This is a genomic window from Agrobacterium sp. 22-221-1 (assembly GCF_053522445.1).
The window spans coordinates 53,745-78,134 of record NZ_JBNWCL010000005.1 but is presented as its reverse complement, the minus strand read 5'-3'; the positions used below and the strand labels follow the sequence as shown (position 1 = coordinate 78,134).

The following is a 24,390-nucleotide window of genomic DNA, read 5'->3' as shown; positions in this document are numbered from 1 at the left end:
CCCCCCGGCGCGAATCGCCGGAACATCATAAGCTAACAATCAATAAGACACGAGCAAGGCCGAGCCATCCTTGCCGAACTTCGGCTTCACGCCCAGCACCGCCGCCGTGCGGGTGATGATATCGCGCACCATCGGCGCTGCGGATGTGCCGGCGAGTGCCGCGCCATTGCCCTTGTCCGTCTTCGGCTCGTCGATGAAGGACAGCACGACATATTGCGGATCGTCCATTGGGAAGGCCGAGAGGAAGGCGTTGAAGTTCTTGTCGTGCACGTAACGTCCGTTGACGACCTTGTCGGCCGTGCCGGTCTTGCCGCCGACGTTGAAACCATCGACGCGCGCGTTGCGGCCCGAACCGTTGACCCCGTTCCATTCGAACAGGAAACGCATGTCCTTGCTGGCGCCCGGTTTCAGAACCTGCTTCGCCACCTGATCCGCCTGTTCGCGGGTGCGCGGCAGGAAAGTCGGCTCGATCAGTTTGCCGCCATTGACCAGTGCAGCACCGGCAACCGCCGTCTGCAGCGGTGTCGTGGAAACGCCGTGGCCGAAGGAAATGGTAATCGAGTTGATCTTCTTCCATTCGCGCGGCTGCGACGGCAGAGCCACTTCCGGCAGTTCGGTCTGCATGCGGGTCAAAAGGCCAAGCCGGGTGAGGAATTCCTTGTGGCCTTCCGTTCCCACCGTGTCGGCGATCTTGGCCGTACCGATGTTGGAGGAATACTGGAAGATTTCCGGCACCGAAAGCATCCGGCCCTTGCCGTGGAAGTCCTTGATGGTGAAACCGCCGATGCGGATCGGATAACGCGCATCGAAGGTATCGCCGAGACGGACGCGGCCCGAATCGAGGCCCATGGCGATGGTGAAGGACTTGAAGGTGGACCCCATTTCGAACGTGCCGTTCGACATGCGGTTGAGCCAGCCTTCCTTGGCGCCTTCTGCCGGGTTGTTCGGATCGTAATCCGGCACGGAGGCCATGGCGAGGACTTCGCCGGTATGCACATCCAGAACCACCGCGCCGGCGCCGATCGCCTGGAACTTGGTGATGGCCGAGGTCACGACTTCGCGGACAATGGACTGCACGCGCAAATCGATGGAAAGCTTCACGGGCTCCAGCGGCTGGTCGCTGGTCATGCCAAGCGCGGTCAGATCGGCAAGGCCCTGGCTGTCGACGTAACGTTCCATGCCGGCAACGCCGCGATTGTCGATGTTGACGTGACCGACGACATGCGCGGCGGTCGGCCCGCCGGGATAAAAGCGGCGCTTTTCCGGGCGGAAGCCGACGCCTGGAATGCCGAGCGCCAGAATCTGGCTCTGCTGCTTCGGCGTCAGCTGGCGGCGCAGCCACTGGAAGCGCGAATTGGAGGAGAGTTTCTGATAGGTGCTGCGCTGGTCGAGATCCGGCAGAACCGTCCGCAGCTTCTCGATAGCCTCATCGATATCGACGATGCGATGCGGTTCGGCAAACAGCGAGACAGTGCGAATATCGGTGGCCAGAACCTCGCCATTGCGGTCGAGAAGATCGGGGCGCGACGCCATCAAGCGGTCGGCGGGTGCGATGCTCGACACCGTTTCCTGCTCCGCCATGCCATATTGCACGAGACGCCCGCCAACGACGGCGTAAAAGGCCACGAAACCGAAAATGATCAGGCCGACGCGGCTTTTCGCCTGGGCGGCGCGCTTCTTGCGCGCGCCTTCAAAGGCCGCATGATCGGTATAGACGCCGGTGGTGCTGGCGGAAAAATGAGCCTTGCTCTTCAAAACCATGACGCGGGAGAGAAAAGACATCAGCGGTTCACCGATCCTGTTATCGTGTCATCCATGTCGTCGGTTTCATCGCCCGCGACGGCGGAGACGGCCGGAGCCGCTGTGGGACGGGAAACACGCGCCCGAGGTGTCGGAACCGGAGTGCCGTTGACGGCAATCTGGCCCGCCGGCGGTGATTTCTTTTTGGTGGCCGCACCAAGCGTCGCACCCGGCTTGGAACCGTTGACGGCGGCGGCAATGACATCCTCGACGCTCATGCCTTCCGGCTCGGGCGGCTGCGGCAGTTGCGAGCGCAGCATGGGCAGCTCGCGCGGCTGCGCCAGTTGCGTCGGCAGCGTCGGCGAAAGGCCAAGCTCATCCTGATAGGCATTCACGAGCCGGTGCAGACGGTTCGGCTGCGTCAAGAGCGCCCAGTCGGCCCTCAAAAGATCAATCGTATCCTTCTCAAGCTTGATCTCGGCCTCCAGCTTGCGGACCTCCTCAAGCTTCAGATCGGCCTTGTGCTTGATCGAATAGGTGACGACGGCCGCGGCGACCATCACACCCATCAATATGACATCGAAAGTGCGCAGCATATCAGCCTCCCATCTTTTCAAGGCTGGCGAGATCGGGAAGCTCGAAGATCGAATAGTCCGCCGCGCGCGCCGGTGCGGTCGTGCGCAGACCGGCCCGCAGTTTGGCGGATCGGGCACGCGGATTGAGCTCCGCCTCCTCATCGCTGGCGGCGATCATCGGCTTGCCGATATTATCGAAAATGGCAGGCTTGTCCTCCACCATCGGCAGGTGCCGGGAACCGGCGGCCTTGCCCGAGCGGTCGGAGAAGAATTTCTTGACGATACGGTCTTCCAGCGAATGGAAGGTGACGACGACCAGCCGGCCGCCGGGTTTCAAAACCTGCTCGGCGGCAAAAAGCGCCTGCGCCAGCTCGCCCAACTCGTCATTGACGAAAACGCGCAGCGCCTGAAACACCCGCGTTGCGGGATGAATCTTGTCTTTGGCTTTACGCGGCGTGACGATTTCGATGAGGCCCGCCAGATCGCGGGTGGTGCGGAACGGCTCTTCCGCCCTCTTCTTCTCGATGGCGCGGGCGATGCGGCCCGGCTGCTTTTCTTCACCGAGAAAACCGAAGATGCGGATCAGATCGCTGACCTTCGCACGATTGACGACATCGGCCGCCGAAACGCCGGAACCCGACATGCGCATGTCGAGGGGACCGTTTTTCTGGAAGGAAAAACCGCGCTCGGCCTCGTCGATCTGCATGGAGGAAACGCCGATATCCAGAACGACGCCATCGAGCCCGCCTTGCGGGGCATGCTTCGCGAGATCGGAGAATTGCGACTGGATGAGGCTCAACCGGCCGCCATTGGCGGCAACCATTGCCTGACCGCCGGCGATCGCGGTCGGATCGCGGTCGAGCGCGATGACATCAGCGCCCTGATCGAGAATGGCCTGGGTGTAGCCGCCGGCGCCGAACGTGCCGTCGAGAATGATCTTGCCGGATGATGGCTCAAGCGCGGCAATGACTTCGCGAAGCAGGACCGGTATGTGACGCTGAGGTCCGCCATCGGCATCAGAAGATCGTCCGCCAGAATTCGCCGCCATTCCGTGTCCCCGTCCTAGGCGGGGCGAGCAGCCGAAAAACCGCGCCCCGCTCTTGCTTCCGCCTGCGCCGCCAAAAACGCATTCGGTTGCCAAAGCTGAAAATGATCCGCCCGTCCGACGAAGGTGACCTCGGTGGATATGCCGGTGAATTCCCGCACGAAATCCGTCACCATCAATCGACCTTCCTGGTCGAGCTTCATGAAAACGCCGCCGCCGTGAACCAGCAGCGACATCGCGTTCGCCTCGGGCGAGAAGGCATCCATCGACGCGATCTGCCGCTCGTAGCGCTCCAGCAAATCCGGACCGCCGACACTGATTGCCGGAAAGGCGAAATCCTGAAGACAATAAAGCTCCTGAATGCCGCGCCTGACCAGCACCGAACGAAACGGAGACGGAACCGAAACGCGCCCCTTGGCGTCGATCCTGTTCGTCACGTTCGATAAAAAGCGGTCCATTACTCAACTCGCCAAAACCGCATTCCGCAAAGAGAACCATCCACTTTGCAGACGACACCGGTACGCACGACACATCGCCAAGCGCCAGGGCGACGTGCCCTGCAGCAGCCCCTCGCAGGCTCCTCACTCGTTTCAGCGATTGCGGGTCAAAAACACGACCCAATGTGGTGTGCATTTGGGATATCATGGGACACTATGGGCGTCAATGGGAGAAGCCGGCACGATACCGACTTCGCATCGGAAATTCATAAGCCGTTAAGTTTAACGAATGGTTTACTTCAGCCGCAAAGACGCTTTTTCACGGCACACAAAGGCGCGGTGAAACCGCCGTTTTTCTGTTTTGAAACAAGGAAATGATTTCAGCCGCACCGCTTTTGATCGCGGTTGGGGCGAATGCGCCTCTTCATCCAGCCCATGGTCTCAGCCACAATGCACGGAAGGCGGCGCACGATGGCGCTCCGCGCCACAGGTGACGGCAGTACGATGTCGTTTTTCATCGGGAGCATTCCAGCTAAAAGCGTGACGGCGTACGGGGCCGCCCGACACGTCGAGGATCGGCCCCATATTCGCCCGGCAATTGAACTGTAAATTGCTTTCGGCCCTATGGACCGCAAACATTATTTCACCGCGATGACGACCTTGCCCTTCGCACGACCGGTCTGGATATAGTCCAATGCCTCATTGGTCTTTTCGAACGGGAATATCCGATCCATCACCGGACGTATGTGGTCCGCCTCGATCAGAGCGGTAATCTTTTCGAGTTGCCCGCCATTCGCGGTCATGAATAGGAAAGAATAACCGATCCCCCGGCGTTTCGATTTCCTCCTGATGTCGAAACTGAGCAGGCGCATGACCTGGCGAAGCAGCCAGCCGAAGCCATTCTGCCGGGCGAAATCCGGATCGGGCGGCCCGGAAATCGAAATCAGCTTCCCGCCCGGTTTCAGCACTGCGATGGATTTTTCCAGCGTGTCTTTTCCGAGGCTGTTCAGCACGACGTCATAGCCCTGCAACACTTCAGCGAAGTCTTCCTTTTTGTAGTCGACCACGACGTCCGCACCGAGACTTCTTACCAGATCCATGTTGCCTGTACTCGTGGTCGTGGCCACATATGCCCCGAGATGTTTGGCAAGCTGGATCGCGATAGTGCCTACGCCGCCCGAACCGGCATGGATCAGCACCTTCTGTCCCTTCTGCACATTGGCCCGCTCGACAAGCACCTGCCATGCCGTCAGGGCGACAAGCGGTATGGATGCGGCCTCTTCCATGGTCAGATTGTCCGGCTTCATCGCCACATCGGCCTCATCGATGGCGATGTACTCGGCAAATGTCCCGATACGTGCCTGGTCCGGTCGGGCATAGACCTCGTCACCGGGCTTGAATTTGCGGACATTGGCACCGACGCGGACCACGACACCCGCCACATCGTTGCCCAGCACCAGCGGAAGGCGGTACGGCAGGATGAGCTTGAACTCTCCGTCCCTGATCTTGTTGTCAAGAAGGTTGACGCTGGCGGCGCGGATTTCGACCAGAACGTCGTTTGCGCGCAACCCCGGGTCGGGGATCTCGCCGAGCCGCAATGCGCCGCCTTTCTTGTAGCGATCGATCAGAAATGATTTCATCGGACTAACTTTCGTTTCTGTGGCTGGCACACGGCACCGGCAATAAAAGCTCAATCGGGAAGCCTGCTGAATTTCCGAAAGCTCCTGTCGACGAAGGACTCTGGCAGGAAGCGGCGGATGAAGCGGGCCTGCCCCGCAGCTTTTCCGGCAGTATAGCGTCGTTTGGGCGATGCCGTATTGGCGGCCTCTACGACAACTTTTGCGACCACCTCCGGGGCATCGCCCTTTTCGATGACGTCACGCATCAGTTTCTCGGCGTCCGCCCGAACCGTATCGTAGAGGGCAAGCGGCCGGTCTGGCCGTGTGATGTTTTCTTCGAAGGAGGTGCGGGTCACACCCGGCTCGACAAGCACGATGCGGATGCCCTGCGTTCGCACTTCATGATCAAGAGATTCCGAATAGCCTTCAATGGCGTGCTTGGTCGATGCGTAAAGCGCATTATAGGGGGCTGGGATCAGCCCGAGTATGGAACTGAGGTTGACGATACGGCCGCGACGCTGCCGTCTCATGACGGGCAGAACCGCATTTGTCACGCGCATCACGCCGAACACGTTGACGTCGAATACGGCCTTCGCCTGCTCCGCCGTCGATTCTTCCGCCCCGCCCAGCAAACCGATCCCGGCATTGTTGACGAGAAGATCGATCCTTCCTGCGCGGCTCAAAACCTCGTCCACCACGCGCCGCACGGACGCATCGTCGGTAACGTCGCAGATCAGCATCGTGATCCCATCCTCGATGTCGGGCATCGGCTTTCGGCTGGTGCCGAACACACGGTAACCGTCGCGCCGGAGCGCCTGCGCCGTCACCAGCCCGATGCCGGAGGATGCACCCGTCACCAGGGCAATGCCGCGTTCTGTCTTGCTCATCTGCGTCCACTTTCATTTTGCTATGGAACAACAATGAGCATTGAGTTACTATCAAATCGATACAAAGTCACTACTAAAAAGATATCAACATGAAAAATCTCTCGGACCAGCCCTGCCTCATCGCCCGCAGCCTCGCCCTTGTCGGCGACGCCTGGAGCATGCTGATCATGCGCGATGCCCATGCGGGCCTCACCCGCTTCGATGATTTTCGCAAGAGCCTCGGCATCGCACCGACGATGCTGACGGCGCGGCTGTCATCGCTGACCGAAGAGGGATTACTGGTGAAACGCCGTTATTCCGATCGTCCGCCACGCTACGAATATATGTTGACGGAAGCCAGCCGCGATTTTCTACCGGTCCTATTTGCAATAGGCGCATGGGGAAACAAGCATCGCGGCGGCGGTGAGGTAACCCGTTTTTTCGACGCTGAGACCGGAACGGAAATCGATCCCGTCACCATAGACCGCGTGACCGGCGCTCCAATCGGAACCCGTCCCATTCGTATCGCTAAACCCGAATGAGCACCTTCACCGCAAGTGCGCCGGATTAACAGCGAGGCATCGCACACAGGCAGGAAAATTCGCCAGTTGGCCTGTAAGCCGGGTTCTGTATGGCCCCGGTTTGACCCGGAACGTGGCAGCCATTCATCTGGGACGGCATTTGCATGCCGCCTCGCGCAACCCACCCGGATGACGGGCCTGGAAACCGGCTGTGAACGGGCTTTCGCCCATCCCGTGTCATCCCTATTCGGTCTTGCTCCCGGTGGGGTTTACCTTGCCGCCGCTGTTACCAGAAGCGCGGTGGGCTCTTACCCCACCCTTTCACCCTTACCATGCGATGCATGGCGGTTTGCTCTCTGTGGCACTTTCCCTGGGGTCGCCCCCGCCGGACGTTATCCGGCACCGTATTTCCGTGGAGCCCGGACTTTCCTCACCTTACCGTCTTTCGACATTGGTAAAGCGCGGCTGCCCGGCCAACTGGCATGGGCTGCATAACCATGTTCCGAGGCGAAAGCCACCGAAAAGCGCAGGCAAGGATCAAAGAAATGCCGGCTTGAAATCGGTCGCAAAGGCGCCGTCGGCGATTTTTCCGTCCCGCAGCAGCACAGCGCCGAGCCGTCCGATCTCATCGGAACTCTTGGCCGCGGTACCGTTGCCGCCGGTCAGAACCGCAATCTTCGGCGAGGCGGTGAAGCCGATGGCCGGATAACCGCTTTGCGTTTTGGAGACGACGCAGGCGGCCATTGAGACACGCGAGAGATCGATGGAAGGCACCAGCGATCCGACGATCTCCGAGAGATGATCGCGCACGCTTTCGCGTCCGCCGGAGCGGAACCATTCCCGGATTTCCGGGTCGCTGCCGAGCCTCTTGTCGTCGGGATCGCCGCCGATCTTCAGATAGAATTTGCCATCGGGATAACGCACCGGCGGCAGAAGATAGATATGTTTCGTCGTGTCGCGCGGCTCATAGATCAGCGACGGCATGTCCGCATATTGATCCAGATCGCCCTCATCTACTTCGAAGAACGCGACGGTGCGCGCATAGACATCGAGGGCCACCGGCTGCGGCAGCAGATCTTTCGTGATCGAGAAACCGCCGGCCGCCACCAGCACCCGGTCTGCGGTATAAACCGCACCCGAGGCCGTCTCCACCCGTGCGCGACCATCCTCTTCCCGAGTCGAGACGACGATATCGTCGACAAGCGTGACACCCGCCTTTTCAGCGAGAACAGCCTGCGCCTTCACCAGCGCACGCGGATTGACGTATCCGGCATTGTTTCTCTCGAATACCCCCTCGCAACCCGGCTCGAAGGAGAAATAGGGAAAGCGGCTTTCGAGGTTTTCCCCGTCCAGCAGTTCCGTCGAAACCCCGAGCCGCGCCGCCGCCTTGCGGACATCGTCGACAAAAGGATTATCGCCGCCCCGTTCGGGCCCCACCATCAGGCAGCCGACCGGCGCATAGAATTCAACGCCGCTTCGTGCGGCAATATCGGCGTAACGCGCGATGGAGCGGTTGGCGAGCAGCGCCCAGTCGGCATCGCCATCGATGGTGCGGGTAATCCGCGCCTCGTCATAGTGACTGGCGAAGACGCCCCGATGCGATTTGATGTCGGCCGGTTCGCCGGGGCCGATCAGCGCGACGCCACCCACCGTTTCGGCCAGATGGCGGGCGGCGGCGGCACCCATCATGCCGCGACCCACAACGATGTAGCTGAAATGTCCCGACATGCCGCCCTCTTCACCCGCTCACTTCCATCGCAACCTTGTAGCTGCTTCGCCCCTGAATGTCAGACGAAAACCGGCGACATTTCGGCGGCGAATTCATCCTCGGTCAACTGGCCGTTCAAAAGCAGCATGGCGCCCAGCCGGCCGATTTCGTCCGAAGACTTGGCAGAGACGAAATTGCCGCCGGTGAGAACCGCGATATTGGAGGATTGCGTATAGCCGATATAGGGATAGCCGCTGCGGGTGATGGAAGCGACACAGGAACCGGAAGTGACCGGGCAGCCGGCAAGCTCCGGCATCAAGGAGAGCGCCCGCTTTTTCAGAAACTCCACCTCACCCGGCGTGCCATCTGAATGGAACCAGTCAACCGCGTCAGTGAGCGTTTCAAGCCTGCCCTTTTCGCTCTCACCGCCGATCTTCAGATAGACCTTGCCATCGGGATAAGGCACCGGCGGCAGGATATAGACGATGTCGTCCTCGGTCTCCGCCAGTACGATGGTGGAAGGCATCGCACCGAACAGCGCCTGCCGCGCCTCATCCAGCTCAAAAAAGACGATGGTGCGGCCCGTGGCCGCCATATCGACCGGAGAAGGCAGAAGCTCGGCCATGTTGGTGAAACCGCCGGCCGCTACGACGACCTTTTCAGCCGTATGAACCGCCCCTTCTCGAGTGGAAACCTCGACGCCATGGGAAGTATCGCGAATATGCGCCGCCGTCTGGCGCACAAGCCGCGCGCCCTGCGCAACGGCAATCGTGCATTGCGCCTTCACCAAGGCGCGCGGATTGACGTGGCCGGCATATTGCGCCTCGAAATAACCGCTGTGATCGGCCGGCAGGGAGAACATCGGAAACCGATCAGCCAGCGCATCAGTGCCGAGTGTCTCGACACCGAGACCGAGACCGAGACCGAGACGGTCGGCCGAGGCAAGCGCGCGCGAGACATAGTCACCCGCAAGCCCCTTGCCGTTTCCGGTGAACAGGCAGCCCGCTTCCGTAAAAAAGCGGATGCCGCTTTTGGCCTCGATCTCCGCATAACGGCGGATGGAGCGCTGCGCCAGTTCCGCCCAGACCGGATCGCCATCAAAACCGCGGGTAATACGCGCTTCGTCGTAATGGCTCGAAAACACACCATGATGGGTCTTGCGATCGGCGGGTTCGTCCGGGCCGATCAGCGCCACGCCATCCGTTTGCACTGAGAGATGCCGCGCCGCAGCCGCTCCCATCATTCCGGCCCCGACGACGATATATTTGAAATCCGGCATGCCATGCTCCGTATCAGATTTGCTTCTGACTACAGCATGCCGGGCCGAACCGGAATCGCTTTTCACAATTCCGCAGACGATCGATGGCGGCCTCAACCGGCCAGCAGCGCCTGCACCTTGCCGCAATAGCGCTTGGACACCGGGTTCATCCGGGTGGCGCCATGGCCTGCATTGTAACGCAGGATCGTGCTGCACACCTGGCCGCCGCCAAGCTGATGCGCCGTCGCCAGATATTGCATGCCCCAGCGAATATTGGTCTCGGGATCGTAGAGCGCCTTGGTCGTACCGCGATAGCCCATCATCCGCGCCGTCGCCGGCTTGATCTGCATCAGCCCAACCTCGCCTGCGCTGCCGCGGGCTTTCGGATTGAACTTGCTTTCCACCGAAACCACGGCATGCGCCAGATTGGTGGGAACGCCGTAACGCTTGGCATATTTGACGATCAGATCGGAATAGTCGTTCCTGAGCGAGGAAGGCAGGCTCTTTTCGGGAATGGGATAACCGGGCTTGCGGAAGAAGGTCTCCAGCGTCACGGTTTTGGTCTTGACGTCCTCGTCTTTGGCAAAAGCAATCCCCGCCTGCGAAGCGAGCATAACAACGCCCGCGACGACAGCAACAACAACCCTGTTCATATGTAGAAAAAGTCTCCAGATCGGATGACAGAAACAATGAAGCGACACAAATAATCTGCGCCCGGAAAGTCGATCACGACCTTCCGCTGTCCGGTCTCCTTGATTGATATTGACGGCAGGTTCCCCTGAAGAACGACACCGCATGCAGTGACGTTCTTAAACTTCCTCAATGCGGATTAACTGTGGCACGGTAAAAAAAGCGACTTGAACGGCAAGAAAACCGGGAACGATTTTCCAGGATTCGCGTTCAGCCGGCCGAAAATCTCGGCAGGCTGGCGATCAGCCGATGCAACGTGTCGATGGTGGAGAAATCCGCGATGCCATCCACCAGAGCGGGACGGAAATGCCGCTGGAAGGCAGCCACGGCGCCTTCGGTTTTCTCGCAATAAGCGCCTGTAATTTCAACGCCATAACCATAGATGGACAGCATCGACTGCAGCGCTTCGACCGGCTGGCCATGATCGCCGCGCTGAAAAAAGCGGCCGCCACGGATCGGCGCAGGCTCCACCCAATGGCCGACACCGTGCTGCGACAGGATGTCCCACGGGAATTTTTCACCCGGATCGACCTTGCGGATTGGCGCGACATCCGAGTGCGCCAGCACCCTTTCAGGGGCGATAGACCAGCGCTGGCCGCAATCGCGACACAATTCGATGACGGCTTCCACCTGTTTCTTCGGAAATTCCGGCAGGCCGCCGGGATGGCCCTGATTGGCGATCTCGATGCCGATGGAGCGGGAATTGATGTCCTCATCCCCCGCCCAGATGCTTTTGCCCGCGTGCCAGGCACGGCGGGTTTCAGGAACCATCTGAATGACGCGCCCGTCCTCGAAGACGAAATAATGGCTGGAAACCTGACTTTCCGGATTGCAGAGCCACGACAGCGCGCCGTCGGCCGTCGTCATGCCGGTATAATGCAGCAGGATAATATCGGGGCCGGCCACACCCAGCCTTTCGCCATGGTTAGGCGAAGGCGCAACGGCTGCGCCCCCGAAATCCGGGGTAAAATCCGGCAGACATTCACTCATGCGACGCGGCGTTCTTTCTCGATGGCCGCATAGGCGGCGTTGAGAGCCGCCATACGCTCATTCGCGGCCGCATGCAATTCCATGGGAACGCCGCGTGCAATGAGCTTGTCAGGATGGTGTTCGGCAACCAGCGAACGATAACGCCGGCGAATATCGGAAAAATCGTCGGAAGGCGAAACGCCGAGCACGCGATAGGGGTCGCGCCCGTCCATATGGACATGCCGCGCCATGATCGTTTCGAAGTGATCTTCGGTGATACGGAAGATTTCCGCGATCCGGCCGAGGAAGGCCAGTTCCCGCTCATGGATCAGCCCATCGGCCTTGGCGATGTGGAACAGGCCGTCGATGACGCTTTCCAGCATCTCGCAATTGGCATGTCCGGAACCGCACAAACCGGCAAGCCGCTCGGCATAGGCCTCGTAACCGGCAACGTCCTGACGGGCGAGATTATAAAGACGGGCGACGTTCTTGGCTTCTTCTTCCGGAAAATCGAAGATTTGCCGGAAGGCGCGCACTTCGGCATCGTTGACGACACCGTCTGCCTTCGCCATCTTGGCGGAGAGCGCGATGATGGCCACGGAAAAGGAAACCTTGCGGCGCGTCTCCGGATCACCCTCGAAAAGGGTGCGGATGGCTTCCACCACGCGCCCGAGCGCACCGCCTGCCGCGTCGCCGATTGCGCCGAGCAGACGTTCCCACAGGGATGAAATTTGCAGACAGGCGAAATCGAACATCATGCGACAAGCATGACGGGATATTGCCGCGAATGCAATATGTCCAGCGGACCAGCGGCATTAACTTTTATTCATCTTTGCGACAGTTTTGCTTCAGGAACAAGAGAGCCGCAGACGATGGGGCCATGGTTTTCCACAGACGACGGGGAGCCGGCCACCGGCTATGCCGATTGAAACGATTATATTCCACCACTTTGCTCAAGCCGCTGAAAAACCGCGAGAAATCGGCGTTTTTCTTCATAAATTCACTTTACACCTACACGCGGCTGTCGCATCCATTTGCCAGACATGTCTTTGGGTATATGTGAAAAGGAGAGCCATGATGGCCAAACAGAAAGTCGCAATGCTGACCGCGGGTGGCCTTGCGCCCTGTCTCTCTTCGGCCGTGGGCGGCCTGATCGAGCGTTATAGCGACATTGCGCCTGATATCGACATCGTGGCCTATCGCTCCGGTTATCAGGGCGTGCTTCTGGGTGACCGTATCGAGATCACCAGGGATATGCGGGAAAAGGCGCATCTGCTGCACCGTTACGGCGGCTCGCCAATCGGCAACAGCCGCGTCAAGCTGACCAACGCAGCCGATTGCGCCAAGCGCGGTCTGGTCAAGGAAGGCGACAATCCGCTTCGCGTCGCGGCTGACCGGCTGGCGGCTGACGGCATCACCATTCTCCACACCATCGGCGGCGACGACACCAACACGACCGCTGCGGACCTTGCCGCCTATCTCGGCGCCAACGGCTACAATCTCACCGTTGTCGGCCTGCCGAAGACGGTGGATAACGACGTTGTGCCGATCAAGCAGTCGCTCGGCGCCTGGACGGCCGCCGAAGTCGGCGCGTCCTTCTTCGACAATGTCAGCAACGAGCAGAGCGCAGCACCCAAGACCTTCGTCATCCACGAAGTCATGGGCCGCCATTGCGGCTGGCTGACCGCCGCCACCGCCCGCGCCTATATCCAGAAGACCAGCGGCAACGACTATGTCGAAGGCCTGATGATGAACACGCAGATGAAGAACATCGACGGCATCTACCTGCCGGAAATGGCCTTCGACATCGAGGCGGAAGCCGAGCGCCTGAAGGAAATCATGGACAGGAACGGTTATGTCACGCTGTTCGTTTCCGAAGGTGCGGGCCTCGATTCCATCGTCGCCGAACGCGAAGCCTCCGGCGAGGCCGTCAAGCGCGACGCTTTCGGCCATGTGAAGATCGACACCATCAATGTCGGCGGCTGGTTCCAGAAGCAGTTCGCCAGCCTCATCGGTGCGGAACGCTCGATGGTGCAGAAATCTGGCTATTTCGCCCGCTCCGCCGCCGCCAATGGCGACGACCTGCGCCTCATTCAGGGCATGGTCGATCTCGCCGTCGAAAGCGCGCTCAACAAGGTCTCCGGCGTCACCGGCCATGACGAAGACCAGAATGGCAAATTGCGGACCATCGAGTTTCCGCGTATCAAGGGCGGAAAGCATTTCGACCTCTCTGCAAAATGGTTTACCGAAGTGATGGAACACGTCGGTCAGCCGTTCACAGCGGCCTGATTTTACGATAGGCTAAAATAATACGGCGACAGGGAGGGCAAGGAGGAAGAGAATGTCTGGACAGGCCTGGCTGATTTTTTGTGCAGCATGTGCCGTTGTGTTCGCACTCCCCTCTCCCCTTGTATTCTCTGTCGCCTCCTATGCCGCCATTCGCGGCAAAAAGACGGTCTTCGCCTCCGTCATCGGCGGCGCGCTCGGCATTGTCACGGCCATGACGATTTCCGCCATTCCGGTGGCCGGTCTCGCTTGGCTGCCGCAATCCTTCGTGGAAATCGTGCAATGGGCCGGCATCGGCTGGCTGATGCTGTTCCTCCTGTGGACCTTCGCCACGCCTGCCGCCCAGGCCGCCAATGCCGATAATGACAACCTGCCGGGCAAATCCTGGAGCGGTATTTTCCGCGATTGTTACGCCATTGCCGCCCTGCGCCCGCGCTACTTCGCTTTCTTTCTGGCGTTGCTGCCGCAATTCGTGTCCACCTCCGGCAATGCAATTGAAACGCTTGCCATGGCGCAGGCCGCCATCCTGCTTCTGGCGCTGGTGATTCTGACCGCGCAGGCGCTGTTTGCCGGCCCAACTCTGGCGATGGTGCGCCGCATGTCGGGCGATAAAAAAATCCGGCCGAAATACCGCACCCACTTCATTTCCGGCCGCGCCGTCAGCGCCGGATACAGGCGCATCGCCGCCTGAAAAACCGCCCGAAAGCCGGGGAGAAACGTCCCGGCTTGCCGCTATCCTTACAATAGGTTAATGAAGGCTCGACGGGACACTGCCTGCTTCGCTCGACGCGGGGGTATCGAAAGACAGGCATAACGAAGGCGGCAACATGCGAAATTCGGGAAAATTCCGCGGAAGAAGTGCACTTCTTCTGTCTTCCACCGTGGGTCTGGCACTGGCATTGAGCGCATGCACCAGCGTCGAATATACCGCCAAGGAAGGGCCGAACGGCCCGAATATCGCAACAGTCAATCCCGCGACCACTCCTGCGCAGACATCGGCGCAGCCGGCAACGGCCGAAGCAGCAGCGGGCGCGACGCCGGCAGCAGCAACGGTGCAGACCGCCGAAACCGCAACCTCTTCCCAGCCTGCAGCACTTCCCGCCGCCGTCGCCGTCAAGGGCGGACGCGTGGCGCTGCCGCCGGCTTCTGAAATTGCTGCAGCCGCAGCCATCGCCGCCCAGATGCAGCCGCAGCAGAACGAAGTCGCCCAAGCGAGTGTGACGACATCTGCGCCGACGACGGCCACGGCGCTCGCACCGACAAGCGCCACTCCGGCGGCCGCAGCCATCGAAACGGCTGACGTGGCGGCCAAGCCGGCTGCCCACAATGCCGCCGCCGATCTGCCGCAGGTTGTTGCCGTCAAGGGCAGCTTCCCGCCCGCACCGCCGCCGCCCGGCTCGCCCTCCATCGGCACCGAGCTGACGGCCGAACGCAAAGTCATTCCGCTGCCGAAGCCGGACAGCACGGTTCTGGCCTATGCCGCCGGCCCGACCAACGCCGCGCTGGCCGCCATTCGTCAGAACGAATCGATGACGACGCCGCTCAATTCGGCCCCGGCCGGACGCGAAAAGCTGAGCGGCCTTATTACCAAATACGCCACCATGTATGATGTGCCGGAAGATCTGGTTCACCGCGTGGTGCGGCGCGAAAGCATGTATAATCCCGGCGCCTATAGCAGCGGCAATTTCGGCCTGATGCAGATCAGGCACGCCACGGCCCGCTCCATGGGCTTCGATGGCCCCGCCTCCGGCCTGTTCGATGCCGAAACCAACCTCAAATACGCCGTCAAATATCTGCGCGGCGCATGGGTTGTGGCGGGCAACGACCGCGACAACGCGGTCAGGCTTTACGCGCGCGGTTATTATTACGACGCCAAGCGCAAGGGCATGCTGCACGTTCTGCGCAAGTGATGGCCTCCGGCTCTGTTATGCGAATGCAACCGCGTGGTTTTTCTTAAGCCGCCGGGTGTTTTCATTTCGTCATCCTGATTGGGCGGCGCGGGCTGGTTTTCCACCGACACCCCTATTCCCCGCCTTTGCCCACAGCCCCTGTCATCAAATTGTAGTGTCACGGCTGTAGACGCCTCTCAATCGACTGAGAGGTGAACATATGACGAGTGCGGCACCCAAGACCGGCTTCAGCAAGAACACAAAACTGAAGTCCGCATTGCTCCAGCACAAGGCACTCTCCAAAAGCGGTCTGTCCGAGCGCTTCTTCGGCGTCCTCTTTTCCGGCCTCGTCTATCCGCAGATATGGGAAGACCCGGAAATCGACATGGAAGCGATGGAGCTTGGCGAAGGTCATCGCATCGTCACCATCGGCTCGGGCGGCTGCAACATGCTGGCCTATCTCTCCCGCAATCCGGCCAGCATCGATGTCGTGGACCTCAACCCGCACCACATCGCGCTGAACAAGCTCAAGCTCGCCGCCTTCCGCCATCTGCCCGCCCATCAGGACGTGGTGCGCCACTTCGGCCGCGCCAATACGCGCAGCAACAGCCACGGTTACGACCTCTTCATCGCCGAGCATCTCGACGCCACGACCAAGGCTTACTGGTCGAAGCGCACCCTTTCCGGCCGCCGCCGCATCTCTGTCTTCGACAGGAACATCTATCGCACCGGCCTGCTCGGCCGCTTCATCGGCGCCGGCCATCTCATGGCCCGGCTGCACGGCGTGAAGCTCACCGAAATGGCCAAGACCCGCACGCTGGACGAACAGCGCCAGTTTTTCGACAGCAAGGTGGCGCCGCTGTTCGACAAGCCGGTGGTGCGCTGGCTGACGAAGCGCAAAAGCTCGCTGTTCGGCCTCGGCATTCCGCCTCGGCAATATGACGAGCTGGCCAGCCTTTCCGCCAATGGCACGGTTGCATCCGTGCTGAAGGAGCGGCTGGAAAAGCTCGCCTGCAACTTCCCGCTCAGCGACAATTATTTCGCCTGGCAGGCCTTTGCGCGCCGTTATCCCGAGCCGCATGAGGGCGCGTTGCCCGCCTATCTCAAGCCGGAATATTACGAGACGATCCGCAACAACACCGCCCGCGTCGCCGTGCACCACGCCACCTATACCGAGCTTCTCTCCAGAAAGCCGGCAAGCGCCGTCGACCGTTATATCCTCCTCGATGCGCAGGACTGGATGACGGACACGCAGCTCAACGAATTGTGGTCGCAGATCAGCCGCACCGCCGCATCCGGCGCGCGCGTCATCTTCCGCACCGCGGCCGAAAAGAGCGTCATCGAAGGCCGCCTTTCGCCCGATATCCGCAACCAGTGGGTCTACCTCGAAGAGCGCTCCAATGAGCTCAACGCCATGGACCGCTCGGCCATCTACGGCGGTTTCCATATCTACCAGAGGGCTATGGCATGAAAACCATCGGCGAGAATGTGGGCCTTGCAGACAGCGCGCATGCGAGCCTGATGGACCGCATGTATCGCCACCAGCGGCATATCTACGATATCACCCGCAAATATTACCTTCTCGGCCGTGACCGGACCATTTCCGGCCTCGATGTGCCGAAGGGCGGCACGCTGTTGGAAGTCGGCTGCGGCACCGGCCGCAACCTGCTGCTGGCCAGCCGCAAATTTCCGCAGGCAAGACTGTTCGGCCTCGACATTTCCGCCGAAATGCTGCTGACCGCAGCCGAAAATTTCGCCGGCAAGGCGGAACGCCCCATTCTGCGCGTGGCCGACGCCACTGCTTTTCGCGCCTCCGAATTCGGCCAGCCCGACGGCTTCGACCGCGTCATGATCCCCTATGCCCTGTCGATGATACCGGACTGGGAAAAGGCGATCGAACAGGCGCTCACGGCGCTGAAACCCGGCGGCTCGCTGCATATCGTCGATTTCGGCCAGCAGGAGCAATTGCCGAAGTGGTTCCGCACCCTTCTGCAAGCCTGGCTCGCCCGTTTCCACGTCACGCCCCGCGCCAATCTCCGCTATGTTCTGGCCAATATGGCCGGCCGTTTTGACGGTAATCTCGAATTCGAGGAAATCGCCCGGGGTTATGCCTGGCGGGCTGTCATCACGCTTCCGGTTGCCGAAGCACAGCAGCCGAAAATCCACCGCATCCTGGCCGACGCCTGATTCCCGGCGGATTGCGAAACCCGTCTGCACGCCTGTGGCGTAGCCTTCAAGGCTCCGCCCGGCGAGGTTTCAGCAGTAAAAATCGCAAATCGCTTCAAATCCAGCGGCTTGCGAGATGCAAAAAAGCACCTTACCCCTTGCCATAACTGCTTGTTTACCATGTTATGCGTAAATCGGGAGATACGGCGCGCCGTTTTGCGGCCGCGGGATGGGCAACACTTTCATCAGGGTTTCAATGCGGCTGCGTTTATCGGCACTTTTGTCGGCTTTGCTGTTGATCGGCGGCTGCACCTCCACCAGCTATGACCTGCTGGAAACCGCATCCGTTTCCAGGCCGAAATTTTCCGATACCGATCCGCAGGATTTCGGTACGAACAACCCGCACCGCCATGAGGTGCACGGCATCGACGTGTCCAAATGGAATGGCGATGTCGACTGGCCGACCGTTCGCAAATCAGGCGTGTCCTTCGTCTTCATCAAGGCGACGGAGGGATCGGACCGCATCGATCCGAAATTCGGCGACCATTGGCGCAGCGCGGCGGCGGCAGATGTTCTGCACGCGCCCTACCACTTCTATTATTTCTGTTCGACAGCAGACGCCCAGGCCGACTGGTTCATTCGCAACGTGCCGAAGGAAGCCGTCACCCTGCCCCCGGTTCTCGACGTGGAGTGGAACCCGGCCTCACCCACCTGCAAGACGCGCCCGGCGCCCGGCATCGTTCGCGCCGAGATGCAGCGTTTCCTCGACCGCATCGAAGCCCACTATGGCAAGCGTCCGATCATCTATACCTCGGTCGACTTCCACCGCGACAATCTCGTCGGTCAGTTCAAGGATTACCATTTCTGGGTCCGCTCCGTCGCCGCCCATCCGGCCAAGATCTACGAAGATCGCAAATGGGCCTTCTGGCAATATACTGCAACCGGCGTCGTGCCCGGCGTGAACGGTCCGACCGACATCAATGTCTTTGCCGGCACGGAGAAAAACTGGCGGAAATGGATTGCTTCCGCCAAATAACACGGCCAAGAAGCAACACTTTTGAAAAATCGGCGTTGTTCTGCAGCGTCAGATCATTCGGTCCGTTTTTTTGTCGCAAACATATGGGTAAAGCGGGCTAACAACCTATCGAGGAAATTCCCATGCCCACGTTCCGGTCGCGCAGCATCGTTTTTGCCGCCGCTTTGTCGCTTCTTTCCACCGGCTCCGCCCTCGCCACACCGCCAGTGGCCGCGCCCGATGATCCCAAGCAGGTTGCCTGCGGCGGCGATCTCGGTGCATTTCTCGAAGGCGTGAAAGCCGATGCGCTTGCCAAGGGCATTCCGGCCGATGCGATCCAGAAGGCGCTTGCCGGCGCGCAGATCGACCCGAAGGTGCTTTCGCGTGACCGCGCCCAGGGCGTCTTCCGCCAGACCTTCCTGGAATTCTCCCAGCGCACCGTCAGCCAGGCCCGTCTGGATATCGGCCGCAAGAAACTTCAGGAACTGTCCTCCACCTTCGCCCGCGCCGAAAACGAATTCGGTGTACCGGCCGGCGTCATCGCCGCCTTCTGGGCCATGGAGACGGATTTCGGCGCCGTTCAGGGCGATTTCAACACCCGCAACGCGCTGGTGACCCTCTCGCATGATTGCCGCCGCCCGGAACTCTTCCGCCCGCAGCTGCTGGCGCTGATCGAAATGGTCCAGCACGGCGATCTCGATCCCGCCGCCAATACCGGCGCATGGGCCGGTGAAATCGGTCAGGTGCAGATGCTGCCCAAGGACATCATCGCCTTCGGCGTCGACGGCGATGGCGACGGCCACATCAACGTCAAGAGCAGCGCACCGGATGCGATCCTGACGGCTGCGAAGTTCATCCAGCATCTCGGTTTCAAGAAGGGCGAACCCTGGATTCAGGAAGTCTCGCTGCCGGAAAACCTGCCCTGGGAAAAATCCGGCCTCGGCGGCCCGCTGACCGCGGGTGACTGGTTCGCGCTGGGCGTCACCCCGCGCGACGGCAACAGAAACTTCGCCACCCTGCCCGCAGCCCTCATCATGCCGCAGGGACGCAAGGGACCGACCTTCATCACCTATCCGAACTTCAACATCTATCTGGAATGGAACCAGTCGTTCATCTACACGACCTCGGCCGCCTATTTCGCCACCCGCCTCATGGGCTCTCCGGTCTACAACAAGGGCAACCCGGAGCCCGGTTTCGATGATGCGACCATGAAGGAGCTTCAGACCAAGCTCGAAGCGCGCGGACACAATGTCGGCAAGGTGGATGGCATTCTCGGTTCCGGCACCCGCGTCGCCATCCAGAAGGAGCAGCAGCGTCTCGGGCTGCCCGCCGATGGCTGGCCTTCGACCGCACTTCTGCAGGCGCTTTAAGCAATCTTAACGGCGCCTTCCGGCCCTTAATCTGTCGGACGGAATCAAGGCATAAAGTGTTAATCTCGACCTGATGACTGGGGATAACACCCCGGTCATTTACTTTTTTTAAACATATGAAGCACTGCGTGATAAGAAAATAATCTTTTATTTTCAAATAATTACAGAAATTTCTTTTTTATGTCGTCTGGAGACGTGCTGCACTGCATCACAAAAACCGCTTTTCAACCGCCACAAAACGGTCATATTATCGAACCTGTCAACAAGAGGAGGCACCCATGGGACTTACAAAATCTCTCAATGCCTTGGCAGTCGGTTTGGCGTTTTTGTTCGTAGCGATGATGCTTTTCATCTGACGAGACGTGAAGACCAAACGCAGATAAGAACCGTAGATGACACGAGTTTAAAAAGCGCAGGCCCTAAGGGACCTGCGCTTTTTTCATGTCGGTAATCCGCTCTGGTAAAATCAGGCGGCGCTGCGGCGCAGACGCTCCAGCCCGAGATTTTCAAGCACCGCATCAACCAGCGGCGCGCGGTTCATAGTGTAGAGATGGAACTCATTGACGCCACGCCGCTGCAGATCGGCGATCTGCTCGGCGGCAACCTCCGCGGCCACGCGGGCGCGACCTTCCAGATCGTCGTCATAACCTTCGAAACGCTCATCCAGAAAACCGGGAATGCTGGTGCCGCAACGGCCGGCGAAACGCTTGAGCTGGGTGAGGTTCTGGATCGGCATAATGCCCGGAACCACCGGAATGGTGATGCCTGCCGCCGTCACCCGCTCCATATAGCGCTCGAACACGTCATTATCGAAGAAGAACTGCGTCAGCGCCCGCGTCGCGCCATTATCCGCCTTGCGCTTCAGCATATCGATATCGACCGCTTCGCTTGCGCTTTCCGGGTGCTTTTCCGGATAGGCCGACACGGAAATCTCGAAATCGGCAATTTCACGCAGTCCCTTCACCAGAGCGGCGGCGTTCTCATACCCTTCGGGATGCGGCTTATAGGCCGTGCCGATGCCAGTGGAGGGATCGCCACGCAGCGCCACGAAATGACGAACGCCGGCATTGCGAAACTCTTCGATAACCTGATGCACGTCCTCACGGCTGGCATCCACGCAGGTCAGATGCGCGGCGGTTGCCAGATGGCTGTCGCCGATCATGCGGCGCACCGCATCCAGCGTCGGCGCCTTGGTGGAACCGCCGGCGCCATAGGTGACGGACACGAAATCCGGGTTCCATTTCTTCAGTTCGGCAACCGTTTCCCAGAGCTGGGTTTCCATCTCGGGATTCTTGGGCGGGAAAAACTCGAAAGACAACCGGATATCGCCATTTTGGCGCGCGGTTTCCGACCTCAACATATCATGCCCTCCCGGCAGCAAGTAAAACGGCCTCTTGCACCACATCGTCTGCCATCAGCAGCCGCTGGTCTCGGGCAACCCAAATCGTAACATCCAGAGCTTCGTCGGACGCTTTTTCAGAATGAAGATCGACGGCGCGCTCCAGAGAAAGCCCGGCCTTCTTCAGCCATTCTTCCATCAGCGGATGCGAGAAACCGAGCCGCACATGCGCATGCTCGTCGCGCAGATATTCGAAGGAATGCGGCGCAAGATCGATAACGATCAGCCGCCCGCCGGGACGCAGCATGCGCGCGGCTTCGGAAAGCGCAATCTCCGGCTGGTCGAGGAAATGCAGAACCTGATGGATGACGATCAGATCGAAATCCTGCCCTTCAAGCGGCAGGTTGAGAATATCGCCATGGCGCACGGACGCGTTGACCACGCCCGCCTTGTCGAGATTGGCGCGCGCCACCGAGAGCATGTCACGGCTGGCATCCACACCGATCGCGCGGCGATAGATACCGCTCAGCAGCTGCAGGATGCGGCCGGTACCCGTGCCGAGGTCGAGCAGCGAATCGACCGGCGTGGTGCCCACCAGCTTCAGGAGCGCGCCTTCCACGGCCTCGTCGCTGACATGCAGGCGGCGCAACTCGTCCCAGGCAGAGGCGTTGCGGCTGAAATAATCCTGCGCCCGCTCCGCCCGAACCCGCTTGACGGTGGCAAGCCGCTCGCTGTCGCGCTGGAGAACGGCGTCGGAGGGCGATGCGGCGCCAAGCAGCTGCCGGACAACAATGGCGGGCTCACCATCCTGCCGCAAGCGGAAATAGGCCCATGCGCCTTCCTGATAACGCTCGATCAGCCCCTCTTCCGTCAAAAGCTTGAGGTGACGGGAAATGCGCGGCTGCGACTGGCCGAGAATTTCGGTAAGATCGGTAACCGTCAGATCGCCGGCCGAAAGAAGCGCCAGCAAGCGAAAGCGCGTGGGCTCACCCGCCGCCTTCAGAAGATCCACCAATTTGTCCAGACCGAACGCCACTCTGCCGCGCCTCGCAAGCTAATCAAGATATAAAGATATCTTTATGTCGATGTGACATTCGATGCAAGCGCAAAGTGTTCGGTGAGACGATCATGTCAATTTATTACACGGAAAAAGGCCCGCTTTGCGGCGGGCCTTTTTGAGAGATTGGAAAGGGATCAGCGCGTCAGGCGCTTGTAGCTCACCCGGCCGGGCTTGATGCTTTCCGGGCCGAGGCGGCGGACCTTGTCCTTTTCGTAGTCTTCGAAGTTGCCTTCGAACCATTCCACATGGCTGTCACCCTCGAAAGCGAGGATGTGGGTGGCCAGGCGGTCGAGGAACATGCGGTCGTGGCTGATGATAACGGCGCAACCGGCGAAGGCTTCCAGCGCTTCTTCGAGCGCGGCGAGCGTTTCCGTATCAAGGTCGTTGGTCGGTTCGTCGAGCAGTAGAACGTTGCCGCCGGCCTTCAGCATCTTGGCGAGGTGAACGCGGTTACGCTGACCGCCGGAGAGATTGCCGACCTTCTGCTGCTGATCGCCGCCCTTGAAGTTGAAGGCGCCGCAATAGGCGCGCGAGTTCACTTCGAACTTGCCGAGCTTGATGATGTCGTTGCCGCCGGAGATTTCCTCCCAGACGGTCTTGTCACCCGCCAGCGTATCGCGGCTCTGGTCGACATAACCGAGCTGAACCGTCTCACCGACAGTCACCGAACCGCTATCTGGCTTTTCCTGACCCGTGATCATCTTGAACAGCGTGGACTTACCCGCACCGTTCGGACCGATGACGCCGACAATGCCGCCGGGCGGCAGCTTGAAGGACAGGTTTTCGATCAGCACACGGTCGCCATAGGACTTCGTCAGATTGTCGGCTTCGATGACGACGCGGCCAAGGCGCTCGGCAACCGGAATGACGATCTGCGCATCGCCGGGACGGCGGTTTTCCGCTGCTTCCACCAGCTCGTCATAGGCCTTGATACGCGCCTTGGATTTCGTCTGGCGTGCCTTCGGACTGGAGGCGATCCACTCGCTTTCGCGGCTGATAGCCTTCTGGCGCGAGGCGTCTTCACGGGCTTCCTGCTGCATGCGCTTGGCTTTCGCCTGCAGGTAAGCGGAGTAGTTGCCTTCGTAAGGAATGCCGCGGCCACGGTCGAGCTCGAGAATCCAGCCCGTGACGTTGTCGAGGAAGTAGCGGTCGTGGGTGATCATCATCACGGCGCCGGGATAGTCGCGCAGGTGCTTTTCAAGCCACGCAATGGTTTCCGCGTCGAGGTGGTTGGTCGGTTCGTCGAGCAGCAGCAGGTCCGGCTGCGACAGCAGCAGACGGCAGAGCGCAACACGGCGGCGTTCACCACCTGAGAGACCTGTTACGGCCGAGTCGCCGGGTGGGCAACGCAGCGCGTCCATGGCCATCTCAACCTGGTTTTCGAGGTCCCAGAGATTCTGGCTGTCGATGATGTCCTGAAGCTTCGCGCCCTCATCCGCCGTTTCGTCGGAATAGTTCATCATCAATTCGTTGTAGCGGTCGACGATGGCCGTCTTGCTCGCCACACCTTCCATGACGTTTTCCATCACGGTCTTGTTTTCGTCGAGCTTCGGCTCCTGCTCGAGATAACCGAGGGTCGCGCCTTCGGCCAGCCAGGCCTCGCCGGTATATTCCTTGTCGAGACCGGCCATGATTTTCAGAACAGTCGACTTACCGGCGCCGTTGGGGCCGAGGATACCGATCTTGGCGTCGGGGTAGAAGGAGAGATGAACATTCTCCAGAACCTTCTTCGCGCCATAGGCCTTGTTCAGCCCGGCCATGTGATAGATGAATTGACGTGCCATTGTAGCGAATGCTCCACATCGGATTTTTAAGAGTACGTATCGGGAAATTTGCC

Annotated in this window: 22 protein-coding genes and 1 other RNA gene; 8 read left to right on the top strand and 15 right to left on the bottom strand. The window is 60.1% G+C overall.

The window, feature by feature from the left end:
- Positions 1-39: 39 nt before the first annotated feature.
- The 6 genes from ACQZ5N_RS09420 to ACQZ5N_RS09395 form a co-directional block, all read right to left on the bottom strand.
- The gene (locus ACQZ5N_RS09420; RefSeq protein WP_003522193.1) at positions 40-1,782 is read right to left on the bottom strand and encodes a peptidoglycan D,D-transpeptidase FtsI family protein; all 1,743 of its coding nucleotides are present in this window, start codon (positions 1,780-1,782) and stop codon (positions 40-42) included.
- Complete coding sequence (gene ftsL, locus ACQZ5N_RS09415; protein WP_020811527.1) at positions 1,782-2,336, bottom strand: cell division protein FtsL; 555 nt, start codon at positions 2,334-2,336, stop codon at positions 1,782-1,784. Before ftsL ends, ACQZ5N_RS09420 begins: the two co-directional genes overlap by 1 nt.
- 1 nt (position 2,337) lies before the next feature.
- Positions 2,338-3,363 (bottom strand): 16S rRNA (cytosine(1402)-N(4))-methyltransferase RsmH, encoded by a 1,026-nt coding sequence (rsmH, locus tag ACQZ5N_RS09410; RefSeq protein ID WP_003522191.1) that lies wholly within the window; start codon positions 3,361-3,363, stop codon positions 2,338-2,340.
- 14 nt (positions 3,364-3,377) lie between these two features.
- On the bottom strand, positions 3,378-3,818 hold the full coding sequence (gene mraZ, locus ACQZ5N_RS09405; protein WP_003522190.1) for a division/cell wall cluster transcriptional repressor MraZ: 441 nt from the start codon (positions 3,816-3,818) through the stop codon (positions 3,378-3,380).
- 617 nt (positions 3,819-4,435) lie between these two features.
- Positions 4,436-5,437 (bottom strand): NADP-dependent oxidoreductase, encoded by a 1,002-nt coding sequence (locus ACQZ5N_RS09400; protein ID WP_448732757.1) that lies wholly within the window; start codon positions 5,435-5,437, stop codon positions 4,436-4,438.
- A gap of 50 nt (positions 5,438-5,487) precedes the next feature.
- Complete coding sequence (locus ACQZ5N_RS09395; protein ID WP_080851382.1) at positions 5,488-6,303, bottom strand: oxidoreductase; 816 nt, start codon at positions 6,301-6,303, stop codon at positions 5,488-5,490.
- A gap of 89 nt (positions 6,304-6,392) precedes the next feature.
- Between ACQZ5N_RS09395 and ACQZ5N_RS09390 the strand changes: the two genes are divergently transcribed.
- Complete coding sequence (locus ACQZ5N_RS09390) at positions 6,393-6,824, top strand: winged helix-turn-helix transcriptional regulator (RefSeq protein WP_448732756.1); 432 nt, start codon at positions 6,393-6,395, stop codon at positions 6,822-6,824.
- Positions 6,825-6,882: 58 nt separating this feature from the next.
- On the opposite strand, the gene rnpB is transcribed toward ACQZ5N_RS09390, so the two are convergent.
- The 6 genes from rnpB to ACQZ5N_RS09360 all read right to left on the bottom strand — a co-directional run bounded on the left by rnpB (position 6,883) and on the right by ACQZ5N_RS09360 (position 12,186).
- An RNA gene (gene rnpB / locus ACQZ5N_RS09385) (RNase P RNA component class A) lies at positions 6,883-7,284 on the bottom strand.
- Between the two features lie 56 nt (positions 7,285-7,340).
- On the bottom strand, positions 7,341-8,531 hold the full coding sequence (locus tag ACQZ5N_RS09380) for an FAD-dependent oxidoreductase (protein ID WP_448732755.1): 1,191 nt from the start codon (positions 8,529-8,531) through the stop codon (positions 7,341-7,343).
- A gap of 59 nt (positions 8,532-8,590) precedes the next feature.
- Complete coding sequence (locus ACQZ5N_RS09375; protein WP_448732754.1) at positions 8,591-9,790, bottom strand: NAD(P)/FAD-dependent oxidoreductase; 1,200 nt, start codon at positions 9,788-9,790, stop codon at positions 8,591-8,593.
- 92 nt (positions 9,791-9,882) lie between these two features.
- Positions 9,883-10,422, bottom strand: a complete 540-nt coding sequence (locus ACQZ5N_RS09370; RefSeq protein WP_003522187.1) for a lytic transglycosylase domain-containing protein — start codon at positions 10,420-10,422, stop codon at positions 9,883-9,885.
- A gap of 247 nt (positions 10,423-10,669) precedes the next feature.
- Positions 10,670-11,449 carry an N-acetylmuramoyl-L-alanine amidase gene (locus ACQZ5N_RS09365; RefSeq protein ID WP_448732753.1) on the bottom strand — a complete coding sequence of 260 codons (780 nt, stop codon included), beginning with the start codon at positions 11,447-11,449 and terminating at the stop codon, positions 10,670-10,672.
- Positions 11,446-12,186, bottom strand: coding sequence for a J domain-containing protein (locus tag ACQZ5N_RS09360; protein ID WP_003522185.1), 741 nt, complete (start codon positions 12,184-12,186; stop codon positions 11,446-11,448). Before ACQZ5N_RS09360 ends, ACQZ5N_RS09365 begins: the two co-directional genes overlap by 4 nt.
- 319 nt (positions 12,187-12,505) lie before the next feature.
- On the opposite strand from ACQZ5N_RS09360, the gene ACQZ5N_RS09355 reads away from it, so the two are divergent.
- The 7 genes from ACQZ5N_RS09355 (at position 12,506) to ACQZ5N_RS09325 (ending at position 20,154) form a co-directional block, all read left to right on the top strand.
- Entirely contained in the window at positions 12,506-13,717 is a 1,212-nt protein-coding gene (locus tag ACQZ5N_RS09355) for a pyrophosphate--fructose-6-phosphate 1-phosphotransferase (protein ID WP_080816458.1), read from the top strand.
- Between the two features lie 52 nt (positions 13,718-13,769).
- Positions 13,770-14,405 (top strand): LysE family translocator, encoded by a 636-nt coding sequence (locus ACQZ5N_RS09350; RefSeq protein WP_003522183.1) that lies wholly within the window; start codon positions 13,770-13,772, stop codon positions 14,403-14,405.
- A 136-nt stretch (positions 14,406-14,541) separates the two neighbouring features.
- A complete protein-coding gene (locus ACQZ5N_RS09345) occupies positions 14,542-15,624 on the top strand; it encodes a transglycosylase SLT domain-containing protein (RefSeq protein ID WP_448732752.1) in 1,083 nt (360 codons plus the stop codon).
- A 199-nt stretch (positions 15,625-15,823) separates the two neighbouring features.
- Positions 15,824-17,074, top strand: coding sequence for a DUF3419 family protein (locus tag ACQZ5N_RS09340; RefSeq protein WP_448732751.1), 1,251 nt, complete (start codon positions 15,824-15,826; stop codon positions 17,072-17,074).
- The gene (locus ACQZ5N_RS09335) at positions 17,071-17,790 is read left to right on the top strand and encodes a class I SAM-dependent methyltransferase (protein ID WP_448732750.1); all 720 of its coding nucleotides are present in this window, start codon (positions 17,071-17,073) and stop codon (positions 17,788-17,790) included. The genes ACQZ5N_RS09340 and ACQZ5N_RS09335 overlap by 4 nt, the downstream gene beginning before the upstream one ends.
- Before the next feature lie 235 nt (positions 17,791-18,025).
- On the top strand, positions 18,026-18,805 hold the full coding sequence (locus ACQZ5N_RS09330) for a glycoside hydrolase family 25 protein (protein WP_035239183.1): 780 nt from the start codon (positions 18,026-18,028) through the stop codon (positions 18,803-18,805).
- A gap of 122 nt (positions 18,806-18,927) precedes the next feature.
- Positions 18,928-20,154 carry a lytic murein transglycosylase gene (locus ACQZ5N_RS09325; protein WP_003522178.1) on the top strand — a complete coding sequence of 409 codons (1,227 nt, stop codon included), beginning with the start codon at positions 18,928-18,930 and terminating at the stop codon, positions 20,152-20,154.
- 466 nt (positions 20,155-20,620) lie between these two features.
- On the opposite strand, the gene metF is transcribed toward ACQZ5N_RS09325, so the two are convergent.
- The 3 genes from metF to ettA form a co-directional block, all read right to left on the bottom strand.
- Positions 20,621-21,514, bottom strand: coding sequence for a methylenetetrahydrofolate reductase [NAD(P)H] (gene metF, locus ACQZ5N_RS09320; RefSeq protein ID WP_162934101.1), 894 nt, complete (start codon positions 21,512-21,514; stop codon positions 20,621-20,623).
- A 1-nt stretch (position 21,515) separates the two neighbouring features.
- Positions 21,516-22,529 carry an ArsR/SmtB family transcription factor gene (locus ACQZ5N_RS09315; protein ID WP_059756617.1) on the bottom strand — a complete coding sequence of 338 codons (1,014 nt, stop codon included), beginning with the start codon at positions 22,527-22,529 and terminating at the stop codon, positions 21,516-21,518.
- Positions 22,530-22,687: 158 nt separating this feature from the next.
- Positions 22,688-24,337 (bottom strand): energy-dependent translational throttle protein EttA, encoded by a 1,650-nt coding sequence (gene ettA, locus ACQZ5N_RS09310; RefSeq protein ID WP_003522791.1) that lies wholly within the window; start codon positions 24,335-24,337, stop codon positions 22,688-22,690.
- Between the last annotated feature and the right edge of the window lie 53 nt (positions 24,338-24,390).

Excerpts from the sequence above, each read along its gene's own strand:
- ACQZ5N_RS09420 (WP_003522193.1), bottom strand. The coding sequence starts at position 1,782 with ATGTCTTTTCTCTCCCGCGTCATGGTTTTGAAGAGCAAGGCTCATTTT.
- ftsL (WP_020811527.1), bottom strand. The coding sequence starts at position 2,336 with ATGCTGCGCACTTTCGATGTCATATTGATGGGTGTGATGGTCGCCGCG.
- rsmH (WP_003522191.1), bottom strand. The coding sequence starts at position 3,363 with ATGGCGGCGAATTCTGGCGGACGATCTTCTGATGCCGATGGCGGACCT.
- mraZ (WP_003522190.1), bottom strand. The coding sequence starts at position 3,818 with ATGGACCGCTTTTTATCGAACGTGACGAACAGGATCGACGCCAAGGGG.
- ACQZ5N_RS09400 (WP_448732757.1), bottom strand. The coding sequence starts at position 5,437 with ATGAAATCATTTCTGATCGATCGCTACAAGAAAGGCGGCGCATTGCGG.
- ACQZ5N_RS09395 (WP_080851382.1), bottom strand. The coding sequence starts at position 6,303 with ATGAGCAAGACAGAACGCGGCATTGCCCTGGTGACGGGTGCATCCTCC.
- ACQZ5N_RS09390 (WP_448732756.1), top strand. The coding sequence starts at position 6,393 with ATGAAAAATCTCTCGGACCAGCCCTGCCTCATCGCCCGCAGCCTCGCC.
- ACQZ5N_RS09380 (WP_448732755.1), bottom strand. The coding sequence starts at position 8,531 with ATGTCGGGACATTTCAGCTACATCGTTGTGGGTCGCGGCATGATGGGT.
- ACQZ5N_RS09375 (WP_448732754.1), bottom strand. The coding sequence starts at position 9,790 with ATGCCGGATTTCAAATATATCGTCGTCGGGGCCGGAATGATGGGAGCG.
- ACQZ5N_RS09370 (WP_003522187.1), bottom strand. The coding sequence starts at position 10,422 with ATGAACAGGGTTGTTGTTGCTGTCGTCGCGGGCGTTGTTATGCTCGCT.
- ACQZ5N_RS09365 (WP_448732753.1), bottom strand. The coding sequence starts at position 11,449 with ATGAGTGAATGTCTGCCGGATTTTACCCCGGATTTCGGGGGCGCAGCC.
- ACQZ5N_RS09360 (WP_003522185.1), bottom strand. The coding sequence starts at position 12,186 with ATGATGTTCGATTTCGCCTGTCTGCAAATTTCATCCCTGTGGGAACGT.
- ACQZ5N_RS09355 (WP_080816458.1), top strand. The coding sequence starts at position 12,506 with ATGGCCAAACAGAAAGTCGCAATGCTGACCGCGGGTGGCCTTGCGCCC.
- ACQZ5N_RS09350 (WP_003522183.1), top strand. The coding sequence starts at position 13,770 with ATGTCTGGACAGGCCTGGCTGATTTTTTGTGCAGCATGTGCCGTTGTG.
- ACQZ5N_RS09345 (WP_448732752.1), top strand. The coding sequence starts at position 14,542 with ATGCGAAATTCGGGAAAATTCCGCGGAAGAAGTGCACTTCTTCTGTCT.
- ACQZ5N_RS09340 (WP_448732751.1), top strand. The coding sequence starts at position 15,824 with ATGACGAGTGCGGCACCCAAGACCGGCTTCAGCAAGAACACAAAACTG.
- ACQZ5N_RS09335 (WP_448732750.1), top strand. The coding sequence starts at position 17,071 with ATGAAAACCATCGGCGAGAATGTGGGCCTTGCAGACAGCGCGCATGCG.
- ACQZ5N_RS09330 (WP_035239183.1), top strand. The coding sequence starts at position 18,026 with ATGCGGCTGCGTTTATCGGCACTTTTGTCGGCTTTGCTGTTGATCGGC.
- ACQZ5N_RS09325 (WP_003522178.1), top strand. The coding sequence starts at position 18,928 with ATGCCCACGTTCCGGTCGCGCAGCATCGTTTTTGCCGCCGCTTTGTCG.
- metF (WP_162934101.1), bottom strand. The coding sequence starts at position 21,514 with ATGTTGAGGTCGGAAACCGCGCGCCAAAATGGCGATATCCGGTTGTCT.
- ettA (WP_003522791.1), bottom strand. The coding sequence starts at position 24,337 with ATGGCACGTCAATTCATCTATCACATGGCCGGGCTGAACAAGGCCTAT.